Source organism: Pseudotenacibaculum sp. MALMAid0570 (genome assembly GCF_040151415.1).
GTDB lineage: Bacteria > Bacteroidota > Bacteroidia > Flavobacteriales > Flavobacteriaceae > Polaribacter.
Genome location: NZ_JBDKWF010000050.1, coordinates 442,183 through 460,179 on the forward strand (window position 1 = coordinate 442,183; position 17,997 = coordinate 460,179).

Below are 17,997 nucleotides of genomic sequence, written 5' to 3' on the forward strand. Positions count from 1 at the left end.
TCTCAACGAAAAAAATGTTCAAACCCTATTTCAAAAATAACAATAGATTTTATTCTTTCCTTGATTTCAGTGGGGAAATCTAAGGTAATCTTATCAAGAAAAATGTGTAGGTTTGTAGAAATAACAATTTCATGGAAGATTCGATTTTACATCTAGAGAACGCAGACATTTATCAAAGAGATAATTTAGTGCTATCGAAGGTGAATTTGAATGTTAAGAAAGGAGAATGGTATTACCTTATAGGAAAAACCGGAAGTGGAAAAAGTAGTTTGATGAAAACATTATACGGAGACCTGAAATTGCAAAGAGGAATTGGATCTATTGTGGGGTTTGATTTGAAAAAACTTAAAGAAAAAGAGATTCCTTTTTTACGAAGAAAAATTGGAATTGTATTTCAGGATTTCAAACTATTAAATGATAGAACAGTTTTTGATAATTTATCATTTGTTTTAAAAGCAACAGGTTGGAAAGATAAAGAAGAGATCAAGCAAAAGATAGAAGAGGTTCTAGAAAATGTAGGAATGAAAACTCAATACTACAAAAAACCATTTGAGCTGTCTGGAGGAGAGCAACAGCGAGTAGCTATAGCTAGAGCTTTGTTAAATGACCCAGATTTAATTTTAGCCGATGAACCTACTGGGAATCTAGACCCTAAGACTTCGCTTGAAGTGATGGAGCTTCTAAATCAAATCCATCAAAGTGGTAAAAGTATTTTAATGGCTACTCATGATTACGCTCTTATTGTGAAATTCAAGCAAAAAACTATAAAGTGTGAAGGAGGAGAATTGTTTGAAATGGCTATTGAAACTGCCAGTTAAAAAATAACATCAATTATTTTTTGAGCTCCAGTTTTTGGATTAAAATTGTTAAGAATATTTTCTCGTTTAACAAGCATATCTTTGGTAAATTCTTGTTGAAAAAGTTCTTTTGTTTTTTGAAGAAACTCAGCCTTGGTATTAGCCTTTTCACAAAGCGATTCTAAGCCAGTTTGGTCTATCATAAAATCATTAGCAATCACAAATTTCCCTTGATATAAAGTGTTTAGTAGCTTTAATTTTATACCTGTATTTTGAAATGTAGGAAGTACATTGATATGAGCATTTTCAAAGAGGCGGTTTAAATCGACTTCTTTTTCTAAGCTATGAAAAACAATATTATCATATTTCAAGATTTCTTTAGTTACTTCGTCATTAAAATAACTGCTGGCAATAACCAATTGGTATTCTGAGTCTTTATAAACATCAATTAAAAAAAGCGCTGCTTTCACATTTTCAGAGACTACAATATTTCCATGATACAAAACAAATTTTCCTTTTGAGTTATATCTAGTGTGAACTTGAGCATCATGAAATGCAGGAATATAATAACACTTATCGCCATATTTTTTAAAAAAGTATTCCTGTTCTAAAGGTGATATGGAAAAAATGGCATCCATTTGATGTAAGATGGCTTCGTACTTCTTAAGTTTTTTTGATTCTTGCTTAAAAAAATTGCGTTTAAAGATATTAGATTCACTTTTTGCTAACCCTTTGTAAAATTGATGTTCTACATTATGAGCTCTTAAAAAGAGTTTTCGGTCGCTAAAATTGTGAAGGTTTAAAATGTAAGTAGTATGCAATCCATCAAAAAGAATTGGGTTGTGGTCTTGTTTTAAATTGTAAATTAATTCATCATTCCCTCTACTTTTTACAATAAAAGGGTAACCATTAGAAAGCATACTGCTAACAAAAGAATTTCTTTTGTAATAATACACTTTGCTGCAAAACTTATTCAATTTGGTTTGCTCAGGTTTTCCATACTGAAAACAATGTAAAATAACATCTATATCTAAAGCTTTTAAGGCTTTTATTTTATAGAAAACATCAATAACGCCACCATATTTTGGAGGATAGGGGATGTCAAAAGAAATCAGGTGTAGCGTTTTTTTCATTTAAGACAAAAATAGAATTTAAAAAATGAATACTTTTATCGAAGAGTAAAATTTATAGGATTGTACATAAAAAGACATGATATATCGCAGTTGCTTCTAAACACTCTGGAAGAAAACAAACAAGACCTTAAAGATCAATTTAGCAAAACTAAAGATGAGATTGGGTATTTTATTCTTGATAATGTGTTACCCATAGAACTTGTTCATCAGATATTTGATTCATTTCCTAATTTAGATAATACTGTAAAGAAACACACATTACGTGAGCATAAACATGTGGGGTATCAAATGAATGAATTTAATACTCTTCTTGAGGAAGTAATTTATGCGTTTCAAGAAAAAACTGTTGTAGACAAAATTGCTAAACTTTGTGATATTGAACATCTAGAACCTGATGAGAATTTATATGCTGGAGGAATTTCTTTGATGAGACAAGACAATTTTTTAAACCCTCACTTAGATAATTCTCATGATAAAGACATTAATCGTTGGAGAGTGTTAAACCTTCTCTATTATGTTACACCAGATTGGAAATTAGAAAACGGAGGGAATTTAGAATTATGGCCTGAAGGAGTGAAAAATGAACCCATCACTATAGAAAGTAAGTTTAACAGGTTGGTTGTTATGGCTACTCACGATAAGTCATGGCACTCGGTAAGTAAAGTGCGTTCAGATAGGATTAGATGTTGTGTGTCTAATTATTATTTTTCAAAATCACCTTTAAAAAAAACAGATTCTTTTCATGTAACTACCTTCAGAGGTAGACCTTCTGAAAAACTAAAAAACATTGTATTGCAATGCGATAGTTTTTTGAGGAATTCTTTGAGAAAAGTAATAAAAAAAGGAATTCGAGAAAATAAGCATCAATACAAAAAGTAGTATTTTAAGATTGAAGTAGTTTGATTAGTTTAACTTTTTCACGAGACCAGTTGAGTTCTTGTTTGGCAACAGATAATGCTTTTGTGTAATCTTTTTGTGCTACTTCCTCAATTAGTTTTGCTAACTCCTCTGAAGTTCGTTCTTTGATGATCTCACCAACTTGGTACTTTTGAATAAGTTTTTTCATTTCTGGTAAATCCGATGCAATTACAGGTATTTCTGCATGAATATAGTCAAAGACTTTATTGGGTAAAGCATACCTATAATTCAATCCTAAATCTTCCTCAAGACTAATACCTATGTCAGCATTAGAAGTAAGACGTTTTAAATCTTCGGGAAGTATTTTTCCCATAAATTTCACTGAATTTTCAAGCTTTTCGTTAAGAACTTTAGCTTCTAAAACATCAATAATATCCCCAGTTCCAATAATAACTAATAAATGATTTTCGAGAAGCTTCATTGTGCCTATCATTAATTCCAATCCTCTTCCAACATTAATAGCTCCTTGATAGACGATTACTGTTTTTCCTTTTATGGAAAAGGGAAATGGATTCTGATTTATTTCTTGTAAATCTGGTAAATTTCTTACCACGGTTACTTGAATTTTGTATAAATCCTGATAATGCTTTTTTATAGAATCGCTAACGGTAATTACTTTTTTAAGTTTTGGAAGCATCCATTTTTCGAGTCGATGCCAAACACTTTTTACGAATTTTCTATTGGTAAGTTCTGGAATTTCTGAAAACAACTCATGGCTATCAAAAATCAATTCTTTTCCTTGAATTTTAGAAACTAAGTAGTTGGGTAGTAAGGTATCCAAATCATTAGAAAATAGAATATCCTTTTTTGTAAAAAAAAGCAAAAAGAACAATCTAATGTTGAGTTCGGCATAGAATAAGAAACCTTTGTTGAAAAGCATTCTCATTCTTTTAGTTTTATAATCTCTATTCACTACAAAAGGAGAATAGTTTTTTCTACCAATTAATAAGATTTCATAATCCAATTCGTGAAGAGTACGACAGATTTTAGCGACACGTTGGTCGGTTACTAAATCATTTGAGACAGAAACAACAATTCTTTTCAAAAAAGGAGTATTAGAAGAAGCAAGATAAAACAAAAAACCCACTCATAAATGAGTGGGAAAAATTGCTATGAAAAAGAATGATAAGAGGATCTTATCATAAAGTAAGACGACATATATTATAATCTCTTACAGATCTTTTTCACTTTAACATTATTTTAAGAATGTGGAGACGCCGAGACTATAATACTTTATTATATTTCATTCTATTTGTTTTCTGTAAAGTCATAATGTACTGAATAACAGCTATATGGATAAAAAATAAGTTAGTTTAGTAAAATGGGATAAAATAAGATAAAGAAATTGCTGACTAAATGCTGACTAAATCTATCTTTGCATAAAAATTAAAAATGGCAACGATAAAATTTATTTTACAATCTAAATCAGAAAGCTCTCAAATATACTTGAGATTATCTTTAAATAAATCAGAATCTTTTAAAAGAAAAACTGGATACACTATTAATGCCAAAGATTGGAGTTCAACTTCTGGATTTCCAAAAGCAAATAATCCTTCAAACAAAAACTTGAAAGTAGACTTAAAAAATCTAGAAATTTTTGTTTTAAAGAATTTAAATATTTCAAAATCTGAAGGAATAGAAATTACTTCTTCGTGGTTAGCAAAAACTATTGGAGAGCATTTTGGAGAAGTTGAAGAAACTGAAACGGATTATTTAATTCCCTATACCCAAAAATTTATAGATCGTTTAAAAAATAGTACTTCATCAACAGGAAAAAGGGGGGTATCAGAAGCTACCATAAAGAAAAGGATTACAATTCAAAATAAATTAATTAAGTTTCAAAAATCTATCAATAAAAAGCTAAAAGTTAAAGATGTTGATTTAAATTTTAGAGAAAAATTTATCGAGTTTTTGGATACTGAAGAAAAACTATCAGAAGGAACAATAGGTAAATATTTAAAAGAAGTAAAAACAATTTGTTTTGACGCTCAGAAGAATGGGGTGGAGGTAAGTCCAAAGCTGATTCACTTTAAAGGCTTCTCAGCAGAAACTTACAAAATCACACTTTCTTTTGAGGAAATCAAGCAGATTCAAAAAGCAAAACTAAATGATATTAATTTAAAAGGTGCTAGGGACTGGTTAGTTATTGGATGTTATACGGGGCAAAGAGTATCAGATTTATTACGAATGAATATTGAGATGATAGACACAATTCAAAGTTTTGAATTTATAGTTTTACATCAAAAGAAAACAGGAAAATTAGTTCAAATACCAGTTCATCCAAAAGTAAAAGAAATACTAAATACAAATAAAGGAGCATTTCCAAAAGTGTTTAGTTTTAATGAAGGAAGTAATTCAGCATTATTTAATAAGTATATAAAAGAAGTTTGTGAAATTGCAGGGCTAACAAAATTAACCAAAGGTAAACTAAGAAATAAAAAATCAGGAAGAACTGAAGTAGGAGAATTTCCAAAATATAAGTTGGTATCATCACATATTTGTAGAAGATCATTTGCAACAAATTTTTATGCTGCGGAAAAATATCCGACACCTCTACTAATGAACATCACTGCTCATGGAACAGAAAAAATGTTTCTAAGTTACATAGGTAAAAAACCAATTGAATATGGAGTGCAACTTGCAAAGATTTGGCAAAGTGAGAAATTAAAATAAATAAATAAGTAGTTTTTTAAAAAGTAGTAAACATTAAAAATGCATATAAGTTAAATATCTTATAATCAATTAGTTATAATTTAAAAACACTTCAAGATTCCCTTACCCACCCCTCTCTAAAATCACTTATTTTGTGTTGTTTTTTGCGTTTTAATCTCTTGTGAACCCTTATCAATAAAGGGTTTCAGAGTAGGTTGCTTTAAAAAAAATATTTACCAATAAATTAATGATTTTAGTATTTTCTATTGTTGAGGTTTACCAACTTTACAACGATTACCAATAGTTATAATTAAATACTAATAAGAACAGAATTTAGAGTTCTTGCAAGTATATGTAGTTTTAGAAATTTAACGAAACTAATTAAAAAAAGATGCAACAAACGTTGCATCTTTTTTTAATTACTATTTTCTACAAAAGAAATCACTTCACTCATAAGAGATTCCCAGGAAAACCAAGAAAGCCAATTATAATATTGTGTTTCATCCTGTGGACTTGGTTTATTAGCCAATTTACCACAGGCACATTCAAATTCATCTAGAATTTGTAATATCGATAAATGATACTTTTTTGCAAAAGATACTGTATCTTTATAATAAATCATCCCAGGAACTGATCCGCTATCTACTGCATAATAATCTTGTGAGTGTTCTATTAGAAGCCTCCATTTTACACCTCCTTGTTTCAGTAATTTCTTATGAAAATTTGGAAACGAACTGTGTTTTTCTAAAAACCCCTTTTTACTTAATTTAGACATAATTATTGTTTACATCTAAGGCTTTCAATAATCTTATTGGTTCTAAAATAAGAAGTCATTTTTTAATGAAATTATTGCTAGTAATTAAAAAACACATATTTTAATCTGTTTGATTACATTTAACTTTAATAAAATTTCTATTGTTTTGATGAATTAGAATTAATTACAGAAACTAGATTTGAAGATGAAAAATTTGATTCTACAAAAGATTGGTTATTAATTGGATGCTATTTTGGTCAAAGAGTAAATGATTTGCTTAGATTAACTAAAAAGGACTTTGTAAGTAAAGGGAATATGAAATTCATCGAATTAATTCAGCAAAAGACCAGTAAGAAAGTCACCGTTTTATTGCATCCAAAAGTTATAGAAATTCTAGAAAAATTGTGTAACATTTTTAATATATTTTTCGCTTTATGAGGAAAAATCAACCACAGTAGAACCCAAGCTCAAGTGAAGTAATGATAAAATAAAAATGGATAAGCTTTTTGTTTCATTTGTTTAATAGATATTAAGTTCAAAATACATTTAAGTAAAAAGGTTTAAAAGAAAAAAGGCGGGAAAAAAAGGAATAGGTAGATTTTCTACTCAACGTCTTGGCTCTAAGTTAACAATAATAACTAAGAACGAAAAGATGCCTATGGCTCTGAAATTAGTTATTAAATGGGATTCTTATCTAATAGATACAGAGCTTAGTAAAATTAAAAATGAAGTTTCTTATATAACATCTGATTTAGAATATCAAAGCGGTACTAGAATAACAATTGAAAATTTAAGAGAAGCTTGGGAAAATGTCGAAATAAGAAGGGTTTATAGATATATTTCAAATTTATTGCAGCCAGACTTTTTATCAGATAGATCTAATAACTTAAACATAGCTACTAAAAAAAGTGGCGATAATTCATTTACAGTCTATTGTTTTAGGAAAACTAATGAGAATGGTGAGGTTACTGAAGTTATGGCTCCAGAAAAAATCTTATTCAACAAAGCAATAGCTACTATAGAGGGTTGGGTAGACAAGGATATGTGTGGTTTTTGTTCTATTAGGAGCGAAAAATTTGAATTAGATGATAAAAAAATTCCAATTTCTTCTGGTAAAGACAAGGACTTAGTTGAAAAATTCTCCAAATTAAATAATATTCATTTCAAAGCGTATTATTTTATTTATAATAGACCAGAGTATTATGATTTAGATAATGACTTCACTAGTCTGGAACTTAAGAGTATCCAAAAAATTGCAGATGAATCTAGTGGCGTGAAGTTATATAGAAATGGTTTTCGAGTATATCCTTATGGAGAAATAGGAAATGATTGGTTAAATATTGACAGAAAATTAAATAAGCTCAGGGCAGAATCAGGTATTAATATCCCATTTGGTAATCAAAATTTATTTGGTTTTATAGAAATAATTAATAGTGAAGATGATAAATCCAATTTTGAAGAAACAGCTAGTAGGGAAGGTCTAATTGAAGATTACACTTTTAAAGAATTACAGGAATTTGTCTATAAAACATTACAAGTTTCGATGCTTCGCATAGCTAGTGCGGATAAGTTTATAGAAACTAAGAAGAATAGAGAGCGTCGATTAAATGAAGATTTAGAGATGCTTGAATATAAAAGAGAACATTTCGATGACATAAAAAAATCGATCATTGAACTGCAGCAGAAAATTAGATTAGATGACCCTGATAAAGATGAATATCTAGAGTCTTTCTTAAGAGAGTTACCAAAACAAATTGACGCCACAAAGATAGAGTTTGAGGAAAAAATCAAGGAAAACGGAATGTTAAGGGTTCTTGCGGGAATAGGCTTAGTGATAGGTGAATTTGTTCACGAAATTGAGCAATTTGACACAGTATTTAAAAGCCGAATAAAATTTTTAAAGAAAAAAATAATTGATAGCCTACTTTTAGGTAAAGTAGACGAATTAGAGGAAGCTTTTTTAGCATACCAGTCTTACACAGCTTATTTTAGAGCTTCTGTATCGCAAAATACTAAAAGGGAAATTTCGCCAATAAATTTAAAGATAACCGTCAATTCGTTTTTTAGGCAGATTGAAAATAATAGTAACAAAGCTAATATCAAAATCGCTAAAAAATTCGTAAATCAATATCTTTTTACTTGTCCAATGCATCCGTCAGAATGGCTTTCAATTTTATTCAACCTCTATACAAATTCAAAGAAAGCTATAAGAAGAAATAAAAGTATTAGCAGTGGTAAAATATTGCTTAAGGTTGAGGAAATTAATTCCCAAATTCATTTTGAATTTTCTGACAATGGAGATGGTATTTCGGATGACATAAAGGAAAAGATTTTTTTGCCTTTTTATACAACTTCTAATCCTATTAATTCAGAAAATTTAGATGTTAAAGATAATTCTGGCACCGGTCTTGGTTTATATATTGTGCAGAAAATTATTTCTTCATATAATGGATCAATTCAGGTCTCAAATCCTTTAGAGGGAGAATATAATACTTGTATTAAAATAATTTTACCTGCGAATGTCTAAACACATAACATATTTATATTTTGATGATACACCAAGAACTGCTGATCAGGTAAAAGAAAATTTAGAAAGTGAATCTTTATCAATTATAGTTAGAAGAGAAGAGCCCTGGAAAGAGATAATTGCTTATCTATTAGATAATGAAGCTACATTTGATGGATTAATACTTGATTGGAGGCTAGATGCTTCCGAAGATTCTAATGCAGATTTTTCATCTGAAGCTTTAGCTCAGCATTGTAGAAGGCTGCAGGTTGATAAAGTAAATGGAAGAGGTTTTAATAAAAGTTTTCCAATAATTCTTTGTTCTTCTCAACCTGGATTTAACTCTATTCATCAAAAGGATACTACAAGTGAAGATTTATTTGATGGTGTTTTTGAAAAAAATCACCTAGAAGATAAAGAAGATTTTTTGTTATCACTAATTGAGTCGTATGAAATTTTAGCTAAGAAAAATGTTGGAATCGAGGAGGTTCTTGGCCTTTCTGAAGCGGAACAATTGAAAATTGATAGTGGTTTACTTAGAAAGATTAATGAGATAAAAGAAAAGCAACCTCACGAAACTGTTCAATTCTTAAATAAAGAAGTTATAAATAAAAATGGCGTATTGATAGGAGAGGACGTTCTTGTTGCTAGATTAGGTATTAAAAGTGATTCTGAAGGGTGGGGTAGTTTAAAGAAAGAGTTGTCACTTTTCAAATACAAAGGCGTCTTATCTAGTGTTGAAAGATGGTGGAGCGACTTAATAGAAGAGTGGTGGAGTGAAAATTTTGATGGGACTACGTTAAAGTTTCTTAGTGCTCAAGAGAGGATTCAATATCTAGAAACTAAATATGAAAACCTGAAAGATTCTCTAAATGAGCAAGAATTGAGTTTTGGTGCTGATAGCAAAGAGTTTTGGACAGTTTGTCGTGCGACAGGTGTGCCTTTGGCTGAAATGGATGGATTTATAATTGATGAACACCAGCATTATTCATGGCAAGATAAAGGGTATATTTGTTTGGAAGAGGCTAAAGATGAGACATTCAGAGGTGAGTCTTGGAATGCTTTACTTCCATATGAAGAAGAAAGGTTAAAGTCTTATTTTGAAGATAACGTTTAATTCAGATTATGGCAAAAGTAGCATTTAAAGCATCTAACGTTTTTTCAAACATTTCAAGATTTATAATTCTCCTAAAAGATTTGAAAAAATCTAAAATTCAGATTGAAGGGTTAGATAGTCTGATGACAGAATTAAATAAGAAATTAAATGATCAGAATAATTGGAAATTAAATACTAAGTTAAGGTTTAAAAATATTAATAAAAAGGATTTAAAAATACCTGAACAAATCCTGCAAAATGTTAAAGAGATAATTTTAGAATTAAAAATATCCATAACAGAAAAATCTTATACTGTAAATTCGATATGTGACTCGATAATCCAAGATAGAAACGTTGTTTACGGTGTTCAGTTTGTTACTTATGGGAAAACTGTTGATGATTTAGAAAATTATAAGATGTCTTGGCATCTGGACAAACATATTAGAAATTACAATGAAGAAGATGGACGAGGTAAAGGTTTTATTCATCCTGAATATCACTTTAATATGGGGGGATTTGTTCTAACAAAAAGTAGTGATTTTAATTTTGGAAATGTCCTTCTCGCGAATACTCCAAGAATATACCATCCGCCTCTTGATATAATTTTATCTATAGATTTTGTGCTAAAAAACTTTTACGGAGTCAGGGTTAAAAATCTAACCGATTCAAATCAATATAAAAAAATCATATCGACTTCTAAGCAAAGATTGTGGAGGCCTTATTTTATTTGTGTAGCGAACCATTGGGAAAGTAAAAGATTTGATGACTTAAATATTGAAGTTAATTTTGCTGAAAAAATCTTTGGTGAGGTATAACTTTATTTTTCATAATTCCTTATTCTTGATTTTTGGTGTTTTACTCTGTAAAAATAGATTATTCTCTATTACTGATTCATTTGGAATAAAAGTAAAAAGATAAGGCATCTTAAGTACCTTAAACCAATCATGTAGTAACTCACAAAAAAACATGACTAAAGTAAGTAGTATAAATAATTTTAGACTCTTTAAACCTCACTAAGTCTACATAAGCACCTGCCTAATTATCTCCATCTTTGTGAAATATAAATTGATTTTCCTTAAGCATTATATTATGTATTACGTTTATAAATAATCTTGCCTATCACTATATAATTCAGTCTTGGTAAAGAGATTGTTTCTTTGAATAAAAACTGGCAGCACTTCAAAACTATGAGTTTTTATAAACAAGACCTAATTTTCAACTTAATTGTAATTGAAAAACATTACATTTGAATCGGAGAAACATCTCCACTTTTTCTTTTTCATAGCAATTTTTCCCACTCAATATTGAGTGGGTTTCTTTTTAATTTACATTATGACAGAGTCTTAGGGTCTAACTTATATTTTTCAAACAAAAACAAGTTTCGTTGTTCTAAAGAGTCAATTGAAAGAAGTTGGTCGTTTGTACACATACCAAAGAAGGAGTTTCAGCCTTAACTACATAAGTTGAGTGGTTTGATGTTCCTATTATCAATTCCTATCAAATGGTAAATACCAATGGCGCAGGAGATTCCTTCTTTTCAGGATATTTGTATGCTTTTGATAATGGTTACGATACCTTGCTTGCCTGAGATATGCAATCATTGTTACAGGATTGTTTATTGCTCATGAAGGCCTTTCCAATGTTGCTACGAACCCAAATTTAATTGAGCAAGATTACCAAAAATACTGTTTGTAGGTTATCGAATGATCTTCTTTTGAAAGATTACTTGATTGTTTTTAGAAATTCCTTTGATCAAATACACACCATTAGCCAAATCATTAGTAGCCATAGAAAATTGTCCATTGTGATTTTTTTTGATTTCTTTTTTCACAACTGCTCCAATAATAGAGACAACCTCAATTGTTAACTCTTGCAAATACGGAGTTCTAATATTGATTTCATCCTGAATAGGAACAGGATATATTAAAGTATTCGCTTGAATTTCCTCTTCATTCACACTTAAAATATCTCCTGTAAAATAGGCTTCAGCCAAGTCAAATGCATCCTTGCCAATTTTCTCTCCAATCAACCTTCCTCGAATATCATCAATAGGAGGGTGGATTCCACCCCAAATACGTGATAAACTTGTTTGGTCGGAAGCATCTTGATAAGTTGCCCATTGTAGAGTAAAGCTTTCTGAAGGACCTTGCTCAAAAACTAAGAAATCATTTTGCGCCACATCAAAAGTTCCCATTCCACCTGGGAAGAACTTATCTCCAGTAATGAGAGTAAGTGCTTCTGAAGCCGCTCTAGAGATGGTAGAATGTCCTGATAGATATCCTGCAAAAGGAGGCGTTACAAAAGTTGGTCTTTGATAAGGCCACCATTCAGTACCTAAAATCCAATCTACTCCTGCAATATCTGTTGTGGGATCTGAAATAAAATCTGGTCCTTTCCAAGACATTACTTTAATTCTCCCAACATTTACATCCATATCACCCGCTAGTGGATCACCGGTTTCAATGAGTTCAATCAACCCTGGAATTAAAGGCAATCCATGTGGATCAAAACTTGTCTGACCAGGATCTGTACTTTGACCTTTCAAAGCCATATATCGTATGGCAGAAATTGGTCGAATATAATCGTAATACCCTTTAATTCCCCAAGTATCAACCGCTGTATCGTGCATGGCTCCACCTAGAACTAAATAACTCTTTACATCCCATTCTAAATCACTCAAAATAGCACCTTGACCGTTGAATTGTTTTACCGTTTCTGGATGATCACTTACATAATTCATAAGTGTGAACCAGTGACCAGAAGGTGTTTCAGAATCAGGGCCATCTGCCCAAAACTCTGCCAATACACGGGCATAATCAGCTCGTTTTACTATTTGAGTTGCATAGGGAGCATTGGTGAATGGATTCAAAGTGTGTCCTGTTCCCAAATCTCCACCATCCATAAAGTTGTAGAAGTTTTGATATTCTGTAAAAGTTTCTGGAAATTGAGAGATTTGAACATTTCCAAGTGAACCTGGAGAAATATCAATCATGGTATTATCGGCTGGATCCAAATGAGCGGACCAAGCAATCACCAGGGCAAAATGCCATTTGTAGGGATCATCAATTCCATCTGAAGCGGAGTTTTGAATGTATTCTGGTGGTCCCGGATCATTGTATACATAGCTGTCAAATCCATTATTAAGGATTTGTAAATCTTCTCCTCGTAATGAAAAGGGAATTACTTCACCCCATTCTGGACTTAAAAAAGCAGGTGTATTCAAAGGGAAAGGATTTCCACTTTGATCGATAAAAACATCAAAAGCCAAAGGTTGCCAACGATTTGGATCAGTCAACAAATTATCTTCATACAAGTTCAAGATCAAAGGATCATTGGCTGGACTATAATGCAAGTTGTCATAATCATTTGCTTCATTAGACCCATCTTGCATTCCAAAAGCAATAATCTCTTGCGCCAAATAATTTCCCAAAGCGGCATAAGACCCTGAACTATAATCTACAGAATTAAAAGTATCGTCATATCCGTAAGACTGAAAAAGCGTAGCAATACTACTCATAATGTCTACGGATCCTGGAGAAGAAGCAAATCGATGGCTTATTAAACGAAACATTGCATAACTCATCATTTCATGTCTTGCGGCCTCTATATCGGTTGGAGTAGCTATTCCATCAAATGTAAATGTATATCCTCCATAAGTTTTTCCCAAGAAAACGGGTTCAGCAGTATTATCAAAAACGGCCCAAGAGTCGTACATAGCAACAGAGCTATGAAATAAATTACGTGCGTGTACCGTAGGTCTAGCAAAGTCATTCCGAATAGCATACAACAATTCTTCATTCCAATCTCTAGCTACCGAATGTTGTGCTTCTATAATCCCTGTCCATAGCAATACAATTCCTAGTAAAAGCCTCATTCTATTCATCCGTAAAATCTAGTTTTGACAAACTTAAAAAAAATATACAACAAAAATAGAAGTTTTTTAACATAGCTGAATCTGATTTGGAACACATGACTTGGTTTAAACGCCCTTATCCTCTTGTCGAAACTATTCAAACTAAGTTGATTATTATTTTAGGGTTTGGAATTGCTGATGTAGTTGAGAAATACAGAGTTTTATATGTTTCTGGTATAGGAATGCACATATCCTTTGTGTTGGCTCTGAATTATTTTCTTGTTCCTAAAATCTTCACTAAGTTTTTCCAGCCAGAGCGATGGTCTATTTGGCAAGAGGTCTTCTTGTAGTTGTCAATAGTGTCATCATACTTTTCAGGAAAATCGTTGAAAAACCTCCCTACTTTATTCATTAAATCATTCAGTTTTACATATGTAAAAGGCTTTTTTCTGCTGCCTCTACCACAACTATGTCTTCATCTTTTTTGCATCAAAATCAATATAAATTGAAGAAAAATCTTGATGCTTACCATTATCACGAACAATTGTTTCTCCTCTTAACACTGCAAAAAGAGATGTAATTCTTTGCTGAAAATCCAAAACATAATTAACAAATTCTCCTTCTTTAGGTTCAGGGAGTTCAATATTTCCTATATCTCTATATTGCTCGCAATCTTTCATTTGTTCTCCAATAAATGAAAGTACTTATAGGATATACTTTAAGAATACTATCAATCAATTTTGCCGAAGAAGCTAAATACCAAACAAAATGTCTTTGAAATTGTGGGATTTTTATTTGCTCTGTTTCGTTTTCTGTTAAATAGGTAATATTGATTTAAGTACAATATCCTTTTTGTTATTCTTTATCAATGGCTTTTTGATAGTTATATGTCCTTATAAGTAAAGAACTTAAATCTAATTTTTAATTGCAAGTAATTAGTAGTTTATTAATTTTACTGTACGTAAAACATAGGTGTTTGCTTAAAAAGCTCCTTGTGCAGGAAATCCACTAATTTCATTAACAAGTACTACAGCATCAGTACAAATAGTCTTTACTTCTTTAATATATCTTCCGATTGTTCCCTCAGATAACTTTTCATTTTTCATCTAAAAAATCTATAAAGGAATTTCTAAAGTTTAAGTCAATATCTTTAACCCTTAGCTTTCTCTTTGTTTTAGCCTCATATTTAATAAGCTTGTTTAGAATTGCAATTCTCTTTTTAATCGTTGATTTAGAAACCCCTTTTACTCCGTCTTTGCCAGTTTGTATTTTAAATTCTCAATTGAAAAAATTAATAAAATCAATGGTTTTAAGAGTATTTATAAACCTTAAGAGTAAAATGAATTAAATAGTTGTATTCTCAAAAGAATTCCAAGCTTTATCCCATAATTTTACGGCAGTTGCTTCTTTATCCAAATTCATATGTTGCATCCACTGAGCTAGCCAATAAAAAATTCGTGTTTTACTTTTAAGATCTGGGCCGCCATTTATTATTAGACAACTTTGGAGAATTGTATTTAATGGAAGTTGGCTTTCATTTTGTGGCTTCTCTTTCCAATAATCAACTGAGCCTATAGCATGTGCAAGGTTAATTATAGTAGAAAAAATATTTATTTCTGTAGCTGTATACTTCAATCCCTCATTTAAATCAATTGCCCAATCATATAAATAGTCTTTATGTTCTGATAGGCTTATAAGCATAGTTAAAAGAGTCATTTGCCCTATTAGTTCGTGAGGAATTCCTTGAATAATTGATTCAGTATTTGCATTTATTGATCTTTGCCTATCAACAAAGTTATGTAAACGATAGGTTAAATTATCTAATGCAAGTTCAAAAACACGGCCTGTTAAAAGTTTATTTTTTAGTACTTCTGGATGAGTTTCTGATTGTCTCCCCAATTCCGCCAGAGTATTAGCAAGATATTCATGATTGCCATGACGCAGAAATCCTTCAACACAAATGAAATAGTATTTAATAGCCTTGTTCGGCCTTCTCAATTCTATATTGCAATTTGCAATTTGATAATAACAGCTAAAGGCATTTACTTCATCCTTTAAACTTAATTGAATATTAAGTCCTTTCTTGTAATATTTTAGTGCTTTTTCATAATCTTGAGAGGACTCATAAATCTTTGCAATTTCCGTATATACTAATCCAATATTTCCTTTAGATTGAACTTTTGTCATTTCCCATAATTCTGTATTAAACACAAAATCATTTTTGTCAGAACTTTTTTTTATTCTTAGTTCCAACATAGTAATAACTTTATTAAAATAAGACAAGGAAACTTTAAATTCTCTATTTATGGAATGTAACCTTGCTTTCAACCAATTATAACAGATATTAACATACTCATCATTTGTCAATTTGGTCAAATTATACAAATCTTCTATGGTTTTAGTAAAACCTTTTAAATTATGCTGCCTAGACTGTATCTGGCTAAGATACATATATTGTGTTGCAGCTGATTCGAACATTTGTAGTTCTAAACTAATTTTTATCCCTTCTTTTGCAATTGAAACCCCTTGTTTGAAAAAGCCACGAACGAAAAAGAATTTGCCCAATGAAGAGGCAATATTTCCCATAATTAACCTAAAATCATCTTGATCTTTCTTCGTTAACTGAATATTAGAATTTTCTAGTTTCTTTTTTGAAAGATAGAATGCTTCCATAATATTAGGAAGCTCAGTCTCTATTCTAGAAATACCATATTCGGCGGAACCTCTTAAGCTTGTTTCAATATAATTATGATCAACTAGCATGGCTTCAATTGAAATATTAAGCCATATTTTCTTTTCATATTTATTATGACTTTCAATTGAGGATCCAATTGCATGATCGTAAAGAAATTTCCTAATTGGATTTTGTATTAAAATACGGCGAAAATTAAGAGTGTCAATATTAACATTAACTAGAAAGAATTGTTGTAAAACTGCTAAATCCGTATCAAAATCTGGTAAATTTAAATCGCCTTTTATCCAAGGTTCTTTTGAACCAGCTGGGAAGAACTTAGAGTAGTGTAAGATTTTTTTTTGATCTTTATTTAAGCTAGAATAAATAGTGTCTAAGCATATTGATAAAGCAGTTGATTTACTGTGTTTTACTCTAAGAGGTTGTTTAAGAGAGTTAGTTTTTTTAAGTTGGTTGATAGCTACATCACAATTTTTATAGAAATTTATTAATGAGGATATTAACTTAAGAGAAAGTGGATGACCTCCACAAAAATTTATGATCCAATTCAATTGTTGTTCCTCAACATGATTTTTTTCATTTACTAGATGATTTAATATGGACTTGCTAGACGAATCTGAAACTCCATATAAATTAAATAGTGCTTTTTCATTATCAAAAATAGATAGATCGATTTGACTAGTTATAAGTAGTTGAACATTGTCTGTCTGTGTCATCAAGAGTTGAATAAAGTCTTCTGTTTTGTCCCTATAAGGAATCAGTAGTTTTTCCAAACTATCTAACACAATAGTAATTTGGAGAGATGCTATAGTATCTATCAATGTGGTCATGATAGGTTTATCTATGATCTTTGCAATTTCATTTGATATGACTAATATAAGATCATTAATTGTACTAATAGGTTCAATATCTATCCATAAAACAGGGTTGTGATAATTTACACTATTTATAGCGTTCAATAAAAGTTGTGTTTTTCCGACACCTCCAATCCCTTGAATAACTATAAGTCTTTTAATCTCCATTAAAGAGGTTACTTTTAATAATTCTAAATCGCGTCCGATAAAAAGATGATATGGTTTGGGTAGACCAAAGGATAATCCATCAGCCTCATTCTCTAATCTTAAATTCCTTCTAATATTTTCAATCAAACTAGACTTAGTCTTTTTTAATAGTTCTTTAGATAGTAAACCTTTATCAAATTTAGTATGCTCATCTTTTGCAATTCGAATAATATTATGATGGTGATGGCTTTTCGAGACACTGTAATCTTCAATGTGAGCATTTTCGAGAGGGAAACCTTTTTCGGTTATTGGGCACTTTCCCCCAATTTCAGTTTTTAGATAGTCTTGGATATAAGATGGAATATCTGGACGCTTACCACCTTCATTTGACCATGGATCTTTCAAATATGCATCAAAAGAATCTAGTTCACTTACATCGAACATATTTTTTCCATTGACTTCTTCTGAAATAAGTTTTCGATTATGATCTAAAGCTTTTTTTGGTACATTTCGCACATATGCATAAAGGAGTTCTTTTGTTATTCCTAAATGGATACAGGCTTCAGTATCGTTTAAAAGTCTTTTTGACATATCT

The 17,997-nt window shown here is 30.7% G+C and carries 16 protein-coding genes; 8 read left to right on the forward strand and 8 right to left on the reverse strand.

What is annotated here, in order from left to right; genetic code table 11:
• Positions 1-131 precede the first annotated feature (131 nt).
• Entirely contained in the window at positions 132-818 is a 687-nt protein-coding gene (locus AAON49_RS14270) for a cell division ATP-binding protein FtsE (protein WP_349555544.1), read from the forward strand.
• Here the strand turns inward: AAON49_RS14270 and AAON49_RS14275 are convergent.
• Positions 815-1,930: a glycosyltransferase gene (locus AAON49_RS14275; protein WP_349555545.1), complete on the reverse strand. Its 1,116-nt coding sequence runs from the start codon at positions 1,928-1,930 to the stop codon at positions 815-817. The two genes, AAON49_RS14270 and AAON49_RS14275, sit on opposite strands and share 4 nt — an antisense overlap.
• Positions 1,931-1,990: 60 nt before the next feature.
• On the opposite strand from AAON49_RS14275, the gene AAON49_RS14280 reads away from it, so the two are divergent.
• Positions 1,991-2,809 (forward strand): 2OG-Fe(II) oxygenase, encoded by an 819-nt coding sequence (locus AAON49_RS14280; protein WP_349555547.1) that lies wholly within the window; start codon positions 1,991-1,993, stop codon positions 2,807-2,809.
• Between the two features lie 4 nt (positions 2,810-2,813).
• Here AAON49_RS14280 and AAON49_RS14285 read toward each other — a convergent pair whose 3' ends face one another.
• Positions 2,814-3,893, reverse strand: coding sequence for a glycosyltransferase (locus AAON49_RS14285; protein ID WP_349555548.1), 1,080 nt, complete (start codon positions 3,891-3,893; stop codon positions 2,814-2,816).
• 347 nt (positions 3,894-4,240) lie between these two features.
• On the opposite strand from AAON49_RS14285, the gene AAON49_RS14290 reads away from it, so the two are divergent.
• Positions 4,241-5,521, forward strand: a complete 1,281-nt coding sequence (locus AAON49_RS14290; RefSeq protein WP_349555550.1) for a phage integrase SAM-like domain-containing protein — start codon at positions 4,241-4,243, stop codon at positions 5,519-5,521.
• Between the two features lie 394 nt (positions 5,522-5,915).
• On the opposite strand, the gene AAON49_RS14295 is transcribed toward AAON49_RS14290, so the two are convergent.
• A complete protein-coding gene (locus AAON49_RS14295) occupies positions 5,916-6,275 on the reverse strand; it encodes a DUF7222 domain-containing protein (RefSeq protein WP_349555552.1) in 360 nt (119 codons plus the stop codon).
• A 637-nt stretch (positions 6,276-6,912) separates the two neighbouring features.
• Here AAON49_RS14295 and AAON49_RS14300 point away from each other — a divergent pair.
• The 4 genes from AAON49_RS14300 (at position 6,913) to AAON49_RS14430 (ending at position 11,444) form a co-directional block, all read left to right on the forward strand.
• On the forward strand, positions 6,913-8,781 hold the full coding sequence (locus AAON49_RS14300; RefSeq protein WP_349555554.1) for an ATP-binding protein: 1,869 nt from the start codon (positions 6,913-6,915) through the stop codon (positions 8,779-8,781).
• A complete protein-coding gene (locus AAON49_RS14305; RefSeq protein ID WP_349555556.1) occupies positions 8,774-9,877 on the forward strand; it encodes a hypothetical protein in 1,104 nt (367 codons plus the stop codon). The genes AAON49_RS14300 and AAON49_RS14305 overlap by 8 nt, the downstream gene beginning before the upstream one ends.
• A gap of 8 nt (positions 9,878-9,885) precedes the next feature.
• Positions 9,886-10,671: a hypothetical protein gene (locus AAON49_RS14310; RefSeq protein WP_349555557.1), complete on the forward strand. Its 786-nt coding sequence runs from the start codon at positions 9,886-9,888 to the stop codon at positions 10,669-10,671.
• Positions 10,672-11,342: 671 nt separating this feature from the next.
• Positions 11,343-11,444, forward strand: coding sequence for a PfkB family carbohydrate kinase (locus AAON49_RS14430; protein ID WP_502942997.1), 102 nt, complete (start codon positions 11,343-11,345; stop codon positions 11,442-11,444).
• A 108-nt stretch (positions 11,445-11,552) separates the two neighbouring features.
• On the opposite strand, the gene AAON49_RS14315 is transcribed toward AAON49_RS14430, so the two are convergent.
• Positions 11,553-13,739 carry a T9SS type A sorting domain-containing protein gene (locus tag AAON49_RS14315; RefSeq protein WP_349555558.1) on the reverse strand — a complete coding sequence of 729 codons (2,187 nt, stop codon included), beginning with the start codon at positions 13,737-13,739 and terminating at the stop codon, positions 11,553-11,555.
• Positions 13,740-13,825: 86 nt separating this feature from the next.
• On the opposite strand from AAON49_RS14315, the gene AAON49_RS14320 reads away from it, so the two are divergent.
• The gene (locus AAON49_RS14320; protein WP_349555560.1) at positions 13,826-14,059 is read left to right on the forward strand and encodes a hypothetical protein; all 234 of its coding nucleotides are present in this window, start codon (positions 13,826-13,828) and stop codon (positions 14,057-14,059) included.
• A gap of 117 nt (positions 14,060-14,176) precedes the next feature.
• Here AAON49_RS14320 and AAON49_RS14325 read toward each other — a convergent pair whose 3' ends face one another.
• The 4 genes from AAON49_RS14325 to AAON49_RS14335 form a co-directional block, all read right to left on the reverse strand.
• Positions 14,177-14,389 carry a hypothetical protein gene (locus AAON49_RS14325; protein WP_349555561.1) on the reverse strand — a complete coding sequence of 71 codons (213 nt, stop codon included), beginning with the start codon at positions 14,387-14,389 and terminating at the stop codon, positions 14,177-14,179.
• Positions 14,367-14,543: a GmrSD restriction endonuclease domain-containing protein gene (locus tag AAON49_RS14435; RefSeq protein ID WP_502942998.1), complete on the reverse strand. Its 177-nt coding sequence runs from the start codon at positions 14,541-14,543 to the stop codon at positions 14,367-14,369. The genes AAON49_RS14325 and AAON49_RS14435 overlap by 23 nt, the downstream gene beginning before the upstream one ends.
• 146 nt (positions 14,544-14,689) lie before the next feature.
• Positions 14,690-14,815, reverse strand: a complete 126-nt coding sequence (locus tag AAON49_RS14330) for a hypothetical protein (RefSeq protein ID WP_349555562.1) — start codon at positions 14,813-14,815, stop codon at positions 14,690-14,692.
• Positions 14,816-15,053: 238 nt separating this feature from the next.
• Positions 15,054-17,993 carry a tetratricopeptide repeat protein gene (locus AAON49_RS14335; RefSeq protein ID WP_349555563.1) on the reverse strand — a complete coding sequence of 980 codons (2,940 nt, stop codon included), beginning with the start codon at positions 17,991-17,993 and terminating at the stop codon, positions 15,054-15,056.
• Between the last annotated feature and the right edge of the window lie 4 nt (positions 17,994-17,997).